The following is a 10,370-nucleotide window of genomic DNA, read 5'->3' on the forward strand; positions in this document are numbered from 1 at the left end:
GAGCCGTCATGACGGCTCGCCATATGCCCAGTGGCGGCAGGTCGGACGCAGACGTCGGCACGTGGCCGGAAATCTCCCGAAACCCGACACCGCCTCCGAGGCGCCGATCCAGGGCTGCTTTCCTCAAGTCCAAAGGAATGCTTACGCCTTTAGGGTAAGCGACTTCTCACGTCGCTGTTGTCTCGGCTGCAGGCTAGGACCGGTCCGTGGCGCGGCTCAGTTCCGGCTCCGGCTTGCGAGCGGTCACGGCCAGCACCGCGCCATGAATGCTCCGACCCGAACAAGGCGACCCATGCGCGTGCTGCTGATCGAGGACGACCGCATGATCGGCGAAGGGTTGTCGCACGGCCTTGCCGCCGAAGGCTACTCCGTCGATTGGGTACGCGACGGCCCCATGGCCGAAACGGCGCTGCGGGTCGGCGGCCACGCATTGGTCCTGCTGGACCTCGGCCTGCCGGGCGCCGACGGCCTGCAGGTTCTCAGGTCCGCGCGGACGGCGGGCAACGACATGTCGGTGCTCATCATCACGGCGCGGGACGGACTCGACAGCCGCGTCGCCGGCCTCGACCTCGGGGCCGACGACTACCTGGTCAAGCCGTTCGAGATGCGCGAGCTGCTCGCCCGGATGCGGGCGATCCTGCGGCGCCGGGCCGGGCGGGCGACCGCGCGGCTCGTGGCCGCCGAGACCGAACTCGACACGGAGAGCCATGTGCTATCCCACGCCGGAACCGTCGCGGTCCTGTCGGCGCGCGAATACGCCCTCATGCACGCGCTCATGGAGCGACCGGGGCGCATCCTCTCTCGGGCGCAGATCGAGGAACGCATCTACGGGTGGGGCGAGGAGGTCGAGAGCAACGCGGTGGACGCCCTGATCCTCACGGTCCGCCGCAAGGTCGGCAAGGGCGTGATCCTCAACGTCCGCGGCGCAGGCTGGATGGTGCCCAAGCCATGAGGGCCGCCTCCTTGCGCCGCACGACGCTCGGCTGGATGACCGCCCTGCTCGCCGGAATCGGCTTGGCCGCGATGGTCGCGGCCTATGCCCTCGCGCGGATCGAGGCGGCCGATTTCCTCGACGGGCAGTTGCGGCAGGTCGCCCTCAACGCCGGTCCCGGGCTCCCGGACGCGGACGCGCCGCCCGCCGCCGACCAGGACCCGGAGGACCAACTCGCCGTCACCATCTGGAAGGACGGGCAGGTCCTGCGCGACGACCGCGGCGTCGACGTCCGCCACCCCGGCCGCACGGGATACGCGAACGTCGTCATGGGCGGCGAGCTCTGGCGCACCTACACGACCGCCAACGGCACCACGACGGTCCGGGTCGCCCAGCGCGACGTCGTGAGGGCGGAGTTCGCACGCAATGCGGCGCTCGGCGCCGTGGCCCCGCTGCTGCTCCTCGTCCCGCTGTCGTGGATCGTCGTCGGCTGGGCGATGAACCGGGCGCTCGGGCGGCTCGACGGCTTGGTGCATGACCTCGCCGGGCGCGGCGCCGCCGCCCAAGGCCCCTTGCCGACGCGCGGCGTGCCGACGGAGGTGGCGCCCCTCGTCGAGGCCATGAACGGGCTCATCCTTCGCCTGCAGGCCGCTCTGGCCGCCCAGAAGCGGTTCGTGGCCGACGCGGCGCACGAACTGCGTACGCCGCTTGCCGCGATGCAGATCCAACTCGACTCCCTCGGCGGGCCTGCCGGTGGCGGGGGCGACGCGCGGCGTATGGCGCTGGCGGACGGCCTCCGGAGGGCGAACCGGCTGGTGGATCAACTGCTCCGTCTCGCCCGGCTCGACGACGGTGCCGAGGCCCGTCCTGCATCCGTCGACCTCGGCCAGCTCCTGCTCGACTGCGTCGCCGACCACGTCGTGCTCGCCGAGCGCAAGGACATCGACCTGGGCGTGCATATCGAGACACCCGCGACGCTTCACGCGTCGGAGGACGAGGTCCGCGTCCTGTTCGCCAACCTGGTCGACAACGCCCTGCGCTACACGCCGTCGGGAGGCCAGGTCGACGTCCGTCTGCTGAACCGGAACGGTGCGTGCGTCGTCACGGTTCGGGACACCGGCTGCGGGCTGCCGCCGGGAAGCGAGGGCCGCCTGTTCGACCGCTTCTTCCGGGCCGCGCCACCGGAAGTCGAAGGCACAGGGCTCGGGCTCGCCATCGCCCGCCGCATCGCGGAGCGCAACGACCTCGGCCTGACGGTCGAAAACCGACGTGACGGGCAGGGGACCCTCGCAACCGTCAGACTGCCGGCCTGAGGCCGAGCCTGCGGCTCCTCCGGACGAAGCTCATTCTGCCCTCATTCTGGCTCGCTATCACCGTGCCCGACCATGACGGACGGGAGACGGGGATGAGCGAGATCCAGCGCCAGGTCTTGAACAAGGTACCGGAGGTCACCGCGGCCTTCTGGGTCATCAAGATCCTGTCCACGACCGTCGGCGAGACCGGCGCGGACTACCTCGCGGTGAACGTCGGCCTGGGTGCCGCCGTCACCGCCACCCTCACGGCCGGCCTCCTCGCGGCCGTCCTCGCCCTGCAGGTGCGCGAGCGGCGCTACGTGCCCTGGACCTATTGGTCGACCGTCGTCCTCGTCAGCGTGGTCGGCACGCAGGTCACCGACATCCTGACCGACAAGCTCGGCGTGAGCCTCTTCGTCAGCACCGGCGTGTTCGCGGCCGCCCTCGCCGCCGTGTTCGCCCTCTGGTACGCGACCGAGCGGACGCTCTCGATCCACGCCATCGTGACCCGGCGCCGCGAGGCGTTCTACTGGCTCGCCATCCTCCTGACCTTCGCGCTCGGCACGGCCGCGGGCGACCTGGCTACCGAGGCGCTGGGGCTCGGCTTCAATCTCGGCGTCGTCATCTTCGGCACGATCCTGGCCGCCCTCGCCCTCGCCTGGCGCCTCGGCGCGAACCCGGTGACGACCTTCTGGCTCGCCTACATCGTCACGCGCCCCCTCGGCGCATCGCTGGGCGATCTGCTGTCGCAGGCACGGGAATACGGCGGCCTCGGCTTCGGCACGGCCTCCACCAGCCTCGCCTTCTTCTCCGTCATCGTCGCCCTGGTGACGTCCCTGAGCCTCGTCTCCGGACGCCCTGGCGAGCCGGCCGGACAGCGGCGGGCCTGACCGTCCGCCGCCTCCCGCATCCCCATCCTCCAGTCCTTCCAACGCCGCACGACACGGAGCGAACGACCATGCGAAACATCCTCCTCGCCGCCATCGCCGCGACGGTCATCGGTGCCACGGCCGCCCCCCTGGGCCTGCTGGCGATGCAGGACGCCGCCGTCGGAGCGACGCCCAAGGCGATGGCGGCCTCGAAGCTTGGCGACCTCTCCAAGTTCCGGACCATCGTCGTCGACGTGAAGGCGATGACCGACCGGGGCGACCTCGCCGCCGCCAAGACGCGCATCAAGGACCTGGAATTGTCCTGGGACGCGTCCGAGGCCGGCCTGAAGCCGCGAGCCGCCGCCGACTGGCACGTCGTGGACAAGGCCATCGACCGCGCCCTCGACGCGCTGCGGGCGTCGAACCCCGATCCGGCCGCCTGCCGTCGCGCGGTCGACGACCTGCTCGCCATCATCGACCAGACCCACACCGCGTGAGCCAGCCCTCGCTTTCCCACGGCAGCCCGATGCAACCGACCGAGCGACCCGGACACGTCGAACCCGCCAAGGTGCCTGAAGCCACCGCCGGGTTCTGGGCCATCAAGATCGTGGCCACGACCCTGGGCGAGGTCGGCGGGAACGCCGTCACGTTGACGCTCGGCCTCGGCTATCTCGCCGGCACGGCGATCTTCGGGGCCGCCCTGGCGGTGCTGCTGGCCGCACAGGTCCGGGCGGACCGCTTCCATCCGATCCTGTACTGGGCCGTGGTCACCGCGACGACGCTCGCAGGCACGACCCTCGCCGACTTCTGCGACAGGTCCCTCGGCATCGGCTACGCGGGCGGGTCCCTGGTGCTGCTCGGATCGGTCGTCGCGACCCTGATCCTGTGGAAGCGCACGCTCGGCACGGTCGCCGTGGAGACGGTGCGGTCCCCGCGGGCCGAAGGTTTCTACTGGGCCACGGTCATGTTCTCCCAGACGCTCGGCACCGCGTTGGGCGACTGGATGGCTGACAGCAGCGGGCTCGGGTACAACGGGAGCGCGCTCCTCATCCTCGTCGCGCTGGCCGTGGTCACGGCCCTCCATCTGCGAACGCGTGTTTCCAGGCCCATGCTGTTCTGGACGGCGTTCGTCCTGACGCGGCCGCTCGGCGCCACCCTCGCCAACTCGCTCGACAAGCCGGTCGCTTCCGGCGGCCTGGGCATCGACGACATCACGATCTCCGGCGTGCTCGCGCTCGTCATGGCCGGGGCTCGTCCTCCTCATCCCGCAGCGTGCCGGTCGCCGGGCGGCCTGCGCCGACGCGCCGTGAGGTTTTTCTCGAAGAAGGAGCAGGTCCGATGGACGACCGTTACGAACGCGCCCTGAGCAAGGTACCCGAGGTCACGCTGGGCTTCTGGATCATCAAGATCCTGGCCACGACGCTCGGGGAGACCGGCGGCGACACCGTCACCATGACCCTCAACTGGGGTTACCTCGCCGGCACCGCCCTGTTCGCCGTGCTGCTGGTCGCGCTCGTGGTCGCCCAGATCATATCGAAGCGGTTCCACCCGGTCCTGTACTGGTCCACGATCGTCGCCTCGACCACCTTCGGTACGACGATGGCGGACTTCGCCGACCGCTCGCTCGGCATCGGATACACCGGCGGGTCGACCCTGCTACTCGCCTGCCTCGCGGCCGTGCTCGGGCTTTGGTACGCGACCGAGGGCACCGTGTCGGTGGACACGGTTTCGACCCCGCGGGTCGAGGCGTTCTATTGGGGGGCGATCACCTTCTCGCAGACGTTGGGCACCGCGCTCGGCGACTGGCTCGCGGACACCGGCGGCCTCGGCTACGAGGGTGGCGCCCTCGTCTTCGCGGCGGCGCTCGCGGTCGTCATCGCCCTGTACTACCGGACCTCCGTTTCACGGGTCACGCTCTTCTGGGCGGCGTTCATCCTGACCCGCCCGCTCGGGGCCACGGTGGGCGATTTCCTCGACAAGCCGGTCGCCAACGGCGGGCTGAACCTGAGCCGGCCGCTCGCTTCCGCCGTGATCGCGGCCTTCATCGTGGCGCTCATCGTCCTGCTACCGCAGCGGGCCGGCCGTCATCCGGGCGCGGACGCGACGGCGTCATGAACCTGCGGTCGACACCGCATGGCGACGCGCCGGGGCCCCGCCCTTGTCCGGCGCCGCGGCGACTTCGTCCACGGGGCCGTGCGCGCGACCTGCCCCCGATCCGTGGAGTTCGCACGGATGCCGGCGGCCCGGGGACGGCGGCCGCGCGCATCCCGAGGCCGGGCCAGAAGCAGTCGCCGTGGGTCAGGGCCGCGGTCCATCGACGATCCTTGCATCCCCGGTCTGGCCGCCTCGCCCCACGGGCGACGCGCGTCAGACCTGGGGCGGCGTACCGAGGTCCGGCCGGGAGGCGAGGCGGATGAACGAATTGGGTGCCTGGGCAGCAGCCGTGACGCGCCTCGGGAAACGGGAGCTCGGCCTCGTGGCGACGCTGTTCTGCGTCGCCGCACTCCTCCTCGCGTTCGGCCTCCTCGCCGGCGAGGTGATGGAGGGTGATACCATGGCGTTCGACACCCGGGTCGCGCGCTTCTTCCGTCCACTCGGCGCCGCCGGCCCAATCGGGCCGGCCTGGGTGCATGAGATGGCGCGCGACGTGACCTCCCTTGGGAGCATGGTCGTCCTGTGCTTCCTGCTGGCTGCGACCGTGGGGTACCTGCTCCTGGTCCGCAGGCGTGGGACTGCCCTCCTGGTGGTGGGCTCGATGCTGGGCGGCACGGTCATCAGCTTCGGCCTGAAGCTGCTCTTCAACCGCCCTCGTCCCGACATTCCCGGCGGCATCCAAGTGTTCACAGCCAGCTTTCCCAGCAGCCACGCCATGCTCTCTGCGGTGACCTTCCTGACGCTGGGGGCGATCATGACGAGGGTCGCAGCGGGCGCACGGCTGAAGGCGTACTTCATGGGGCTCGCCGTCTTCCTCACCGTCGTCGTGGGGCTGAGCCGCGTCTACATCGGCGTCCACTACGCGACCGACGTGTTGGCGGGCTGGTGCGTCGGGTCGGCCTGGGCGGTGCTGTGCTGGATCGTGGCGCTGCGCCTCCAGCGGCGCGGCCAGGTCGAAGCGTCGGGGGCGGCCGGTGAGCCCGACCGTACGGCTCATGCGGATTCGAAGCTGTCCGTTCGGACCTTGCGTTAGCGTCGCCTTACGGCGCTCAAATGGCTCGGCCGTGCTGCCGGATCACCCGGTTCAGGGTGCGCCCGAGTTGGTCGGCGGCGTAGGGCTTGTGCAGCAGCTCGAAGCCGTCACCACCTCCCTGGGCCAGCGCATCGCTGTAGCCGGACGCCAGGACGACCGGCAGGCCGGGGAGCCGCCCGCGCAACAGCTTGGCCATGGCGAGGCCGCCCATGCCGGGCATGACCACGTCCGAGAACACGACGTGGAAGCCGGCGCCATCCGGGCCGAGCCGGTCGAGGGCCTCCTCGGCGTTCGCCGCCCAGTCCGTCGCGAAGCCCAAGTCCTGGAGGATCTGCGTGGCGAATCGCCCGACCTCGACGTTGTCCTCCACGACCAGCACGCGCCGCCCGGCTCCGGACGAGGTGGCCTCGTCTCCCGTTTCATGTCTGCCCGGCTCCGGGGCGGCCTCGATCTCGGGCAGGTACAGCGTGAACGTGGTCCCACGCCCCGGAGCGCTCTCCACGTTCACGTCGCCGCCCGATTGCTTGGCGAAGCCGAACACCTGGCTCAGGCCCAACCCCGTTCCCTTGCCGACTTCCTTCGTGGTGTAGAACGGCTCGAAGATGCGTCCGAGGAGCTCCGGGGCGATGCCCGTGCCCGTGTCCGACAGCGAGACCGCCGCGAACGGCGCCGGGCTGCCGCCGTGACCGCGGATCGAAGGCATCCCCTGCGAGCAGGACAGCCGCAGCGTCAGCGTGCCCTCGCCGTCCATAGCGTCGCGGGCATTCACCGCCATGTTGATGACGGCCGTCTCGAACTGGCTCACGTCGGCCAGGACGTGACAGGGACGCTCGGGCAACTCGGTCAGCACGCGGATGCGCGAACCGGTCACCGTGTCGAGCATGTCGGCCACGCTTTTCAGACGGGCGCCGGCCTCGAACACCTCGGGCTTGAGCGCCTGCCTTCGGGCGAAGGCCAGGAGTTGCCCGGTCAGCTTGGTGGCGCGCTCCACCGTGTCCGAGACCGCGTCCATGTAGCGCCTTCGCCTGTCGTCCGGCAGGTCGGGTCGCCGCAGGAAGTCGACAGAGGACCGGATGATGGTCAGGAGGTTGTTGAAGTCGTGGGCCACGCCCCCGGTCAGCTGGCCGACCGCCTCCAGCTTCTGCGACTGCCGGAGCGCCGCCTCCGCCTCGCCCAGGCGGGCGGTGCGCTCCTCGACCCGCTGCTCAAGCGTCGCGTTCAGGGCCGCGAGCTGCCCCGCCGCCTCGCGCAGGGCGGCGTCGGCGCGCACGCGCTCGATATGCGCCCAGCAGCGCTCCGTCACCTCGCGGAGAACCGCAAGGTCGTCGCCCGACCAAGCCCGCGCCACCCGGTCGTGGATGGCCATCATGGCCGTCAGGCGCCCGTCCTTGACCAGGGGCATGCAGGCTACCGCCGCGACACCAACGGCCTGGAAGGAGGCAGCGTCCGCAGCCGGCAGTTCAGACCGGACGTCGCCGACGACGAGCAACTCGCCCGAACGAAGGCAGGTCGCGGCCAGCGTGCCGAAATCGGTGAGGCGGTAGCGCCCGACGATGCTCGGCGAGCCCTCCGCCGACCAATCCCCGCGGATGGTCAGGCCTTCCCCGTCCGGGTCCATGTCGGCGTAGGCGCAGTTCGAGAGACGCAGATGGCCCGCCACCATGCGCGTCGTCACCGACAGGATGCCCTCGGCATCTGTGTTCCCGGCGGTCTCCGTGCCGAGTGCGTCGAGGAAGCGCAGCCTTGCCTCGTTGGCTTGCCGGACCTCCTCGGCTCGCCGCCGCGCCGTGATGTCGATGGCCGTGCCGAGCGCCCGGACGCACGCTCCTCTCGCGTCGAACAGGCCCTTGCCCTTGGCCGCGACCCAGCGGACGACGCCATCCTCCTTTCCGACCGTGCGGTACTCGACGTCGTAGGTCGCGCGCCGCGCCGGGTCGAGCGCCGAGGCGAAGGCCGCGCTCGTCACCTCCAGGTCGTCCGGATGCAGCCCGGCATAGAAGTCGGCCATGCTGCAGGGCACGCCCGGCGAGATGCCGAACATCGCCTTGGTACGATCCGACCAGGTCAGCACGTCGGTGGTCAGGTCGAGGTCCCAGGTCCCCACCTCGGCGGCCTCGGTCGCGAGCCGCAGGGATTCCTCGCTGAAGGCCAGCCGCTCCAGGTTGGCCCGCCGCTCGGCCGTCAACGCCGCGTTCTCGTCCTCCAGCACGACGAGGCGCTCACGCTCGACCGTCACGTCCAACTGGCTGGCGAAGAAGTATGCGAGATCGCCGCCCGCGTCGTTGACCGGCGCCAGCAGCAGCCGGTTCCAGAACGGTGTTCCGTCCTTCTTGTGGTTGCGGATGTCGATCTCGATGGACCGGGGCGCGACGATGGCCTCGCGGATCAGGCGGACTGTCTCCGGGTCGGTCTCAGGGCCCTGCAGGAAGCGGCAATTGCGCCCGAGGATCTCCTCCCGCGCATAACCGGTCAGGCGGCAGAAGGCATCGTTGACGAAGACGATGGGATTGTCCGGCCGGCGCGGATTGGTGATGACCATCGGCATGCGCGTTGCCCGCACGGCAGCGGGGAACGGGTCGGTCCCGCCATCAATTCCGGCGAGTTCGGCCTCGATCCTGGCTTGGTCGCGTCGGAGCCGCTCAGGCGTCGCGCGGTATGGGGGTGGCTTGACCGTGTCGTCCATCAGGCTTCGGTTCTAGCAGCCGTTGCCACAATTCGCAGCGGGGTCGGGCGCGGCGGTCGCCGGACCCGCCAAGTCGCCCGGTGAAATTTTCACAACCGAGCGACCCCGAAGGCGAGGCGCCCGACCGGACTACGCCAGGACGGAGGCCGGCAGCCTTACCGTCACGGTCGTCCCGCCCGCGCCGCTTGCCATCGCGAGCGTTCCGTTGAGCTGGCGGACGAACGCCTCGACGAACCGGGATCCAAGGCCGGAACCCGGGCCGCTGGTCGCGTCCAGCCCGATGCCGTCGTCGGCGACCGTGAGCACCGCCTCACCGTCCCGGCGCCTGAACCCGAGGAGGATGCGGCCCCCTCCGGACGGAAACGCGTACTTCACCGCGTTGGTGGCGAGTTCGTTGACGATCAACCCGACCGTGACCGCCTGGTCGGCGACGATGGACAGCGGTTCCGCCTCGACGTCGACGGCGATGCGGGCCTCGGCGCCGAGCAGGCTGGAACGCAGGCTTCCGGCGATGCCCTCCAGATATGGCCCCATCGCCACCGGGCCGAGCGTCGAGGAGCGGGAGATCACGTCGTAGAGCTCGGCCACGGCGCCGATGCGGCCCTGCATCGCGCGGTAGCCCTCGACGCAGGGTTCGGCCGCCCGGCGGATTTCGTACGAGACGAACGAGGTGATGATCTGCAGGCTGTTCTTGATGCGATGGGCGAGCTCGGCGGCGAGAAGGTCGCGGTGCCTCTCCAGCATTCGCGCCTCGGTCACGTCCTCGAAGACCAGGAGCAGCCGAGTGATATGGTTGCCGGGACGGTGGACCTTGCGGGCGTTGAGCTTGAAGATGCGCCGACCGAGTCCCGGGAACTCGTCCTCGACCTCGAAGCCGTCGATGGCCATGTCGTCGGGCACGATCCGCCCGAGCAGATCCTGGAGCCGCCCGACCCGCCACTGGCCTTGCGACAGGTCGTAGAGCGACGTGCCGACCACAGTCCCAACGTCGAGGCCGAACATGCGCAGGAAGGAGCGGCTGGCACTGACCACTGTCATGTCGGCTTCGAGGACCACCAGCGGGTCTCGAACCGTGTCGACGATGCCCTGGGCGAGAAGTCGCTGTCGCTCGGCCTCGGCCCGGGCCTCGTGCTCGCCCGTGACGTCGTCGATGGCGAGGAGCAGGTATGGAACGTGGCCGTCCTCCCTGAACACCTTGCGGGCGTTGAGGCGCATGCACTTCACGCCGATGCCGGGAAAGTCGTGCCCGACCTCGTAGCCCTCGACGGTCCCGTCGCGCGGCACGATCTCGCCGAGCAGCGTGCGCAGTTCGGGGATCCCCCACTGGCCGTTGCCGAGCTCGAACAGCGGCCGTCCGACCGTCGCCTCGGGCTCGACCTTGAAGGTGTTGTAGAAGGCGCGGTTCGCC

The 10,370-nt window shown here is 70.3% G+C and carries 9 protein-coding genes; 7 read left to right on the forward strand and 2 right to left on the reverse strand.

Annotation, left to right across the window (positions count from 1 at the left end):
* Positions 1-292: 292 nt before the first annotated feature.
* The 7 genes from MFF42_RS00435 (at position 293) to MFF42_RS00465 (ending at position 6,279) form a co-directional block, all read left to right on the forward strand.
* Positions 293-952 carry a response regulator transcription factor gene (locus tag MFF42_RS00435; protein ID WP_003596865.1) on the forward strand — a complete coding sequence of 220 codons (660 nt, stop codon included), beginning with the start codon at positions 293-295 and terminating at the stop codon, positions 950-952.
* Positions 949-2,244 carry a sensor histidine kinase gene (locus tag MFF42_RS00440; protein WP_003596867.1) on the forward strand — a complete coding sequence of 432 codons (1,296 nt, stop codon included), beginning with the start codon at positions 949-951 and terminating at the stop codon, positions 2,242-2,244. Before MFF42_RS00435 ends, MFF42_RS00440 begins: the two co-directional genes overlap by 4 nt.
* A gap of 92 nt (positions 2,245-2,336) precedes the next feature.
* Positions 2,337-3,113: a COG4705 family protein gene (locus tag MFF42_RS00445; protein WP_003596870.1), complete on the forward strand. Its 777-nt coding sequence runs from the start codon at positions 2,337-2,339 to the stop codon at positions 3,111-3,113.
* Between the two features lie 68 nt (positions 3,114-3,181).
* Positions 3,182-3,589: a hypothetical protein gene (locus tag MFF42_RS00450; RefSeq protein WP_003596871.1), complete on the forward strand. Its 408-nt coding sequence runs from the start codon at positions 3,182-3,184 to the stop codon at positions 3,587-3,589.
* Positions 3,586-4,458 carry a COG4705 family protein gene (locus MFF42_RS00455; protein ID WP_003596874.1) on the forward strand — a complete coding sequence of 291 codons (873 nt, stop codon included), beginning with the start codon at positions 3,586-3,588 and terminating at the stop codon, positions 4,456-4,458. Before MFF42_RS00450 ends, MFF42_RS00455 begins: the two co-directional genes overlap by 4 nt.
* A complete protein-coding gene (locus MFF42_RS00460) occupies positions 4,431-5,207 on the forward strand; it encodes a COG4705 family protein (protein WP_003596877.1) in 777 nt (258 codons plus the stop codon). The genes MFF42_RS00455 and MFF42_RS00460 overlap by 28 nt, the downstream gene beginning before the upstream one ends.
* Positions 5,208-5,505: 298 nt before the next feature.
* Positions 5,506-6,279 carry a phosphatase PAP2 family protein gene (locus MFF42_RS00465; RefSeq protein ID WP_003596879.1) on the forward strand — a complete coding sequence of 258 codons (774 nt, stop codon included), beginning with the start codon at positions 5,506-5,508 and terminating at the stop codon, positions 6,277-6,279.
* Positions 6,280-6,295: 16 nt separating this feature from the next.
* Here MFF42_RS00465 and MFF42_RS00470 read toward each other — a convergent pair whose 3' ends face one another.
* Both MFF42_RS00470 and MFF42_RS00475 read right to left on the reverse strand, forming a co-directional pair.
* Positions 6,296-8,962: a PAS domain S-box protein gene (locus MFF42_RS00470; protein WP_003596880.1), complete on the reverse strand. Its 2,667-nt coding sequence runs from the start codon at positions 8,960-8,962 to the stop codon at positions 6,296-6,298.
* A 129-nt stretch (positions 8,963-9,091) separates the two neighbouring features.
* On the reverse strand, positions 9,092-10,370 hold a 1,279-nt coding region (locus tag MFF42_RS00475; protein WP_238253544.1), incomplete at its 5' end, for a sensor histidine kinase.

The organism is Methylorubrum podarium, assembly GCF_022179745.1.
Lineage (GTDB): Bacteria > Pseudomonadota > Alphaproteobacteria > Rhizobiales > Beijerinckiaceae > Methylobacterium > Methylobacterium podarium.

Bases quoted from the DNA above. Each gene is read 5' to 3' on its own strand.
- MFF42_RS00435 (WP_003596865.1), top strand. From the start codon at position 293: ATGCGCGTGCTGCTGATCGAGGACGACCGCATGATCGGCGAAGGGTTG.
- MFF42_RS00440 (WP_003596867.1), top strand. From the start codon at position 949: ATGAGGGCCGCCTCCTTGCGCCGCACGACGCTCGGCTGGATGACCGCC.
- MFF42_RS00445 (WP_003596870.1), top strand. From the start codon at position 2,337: ATGAGCGAGATCCAGCGCCAGGTCTTGAACAAGGTACCGGAGGTCACC.
- MFF42_RS00450 (WP_003596871.1), top strand. From the start codon at position 3,182: ATGCGAAACATCCTCCTCGCCGCCATCGCCGCGACGGTCATCGGTGCC.
- MFF42_RS00460 (WP_003596877.1), top strand. From the start codon at position 4,431: ATGGACGACCGTTACGAACGCGCCCTGAGCAAGGTACCCGAGGTCACG.
- MFF42_RS00465 (WP_003596879.1), top strand. From the start codon at position 5,506: ATGAACGAATTGGGTGCCTGGGCAGCAGCCGTGACGCGCCTCGGGAAA.
- MFF42_RS00470 (WP_003596880.1), bottom strand. From the start codon at position 8,962: ATGGACGACACGGTCAAGCCACCCCCATACCGCGCGACGCCTGAGCGG.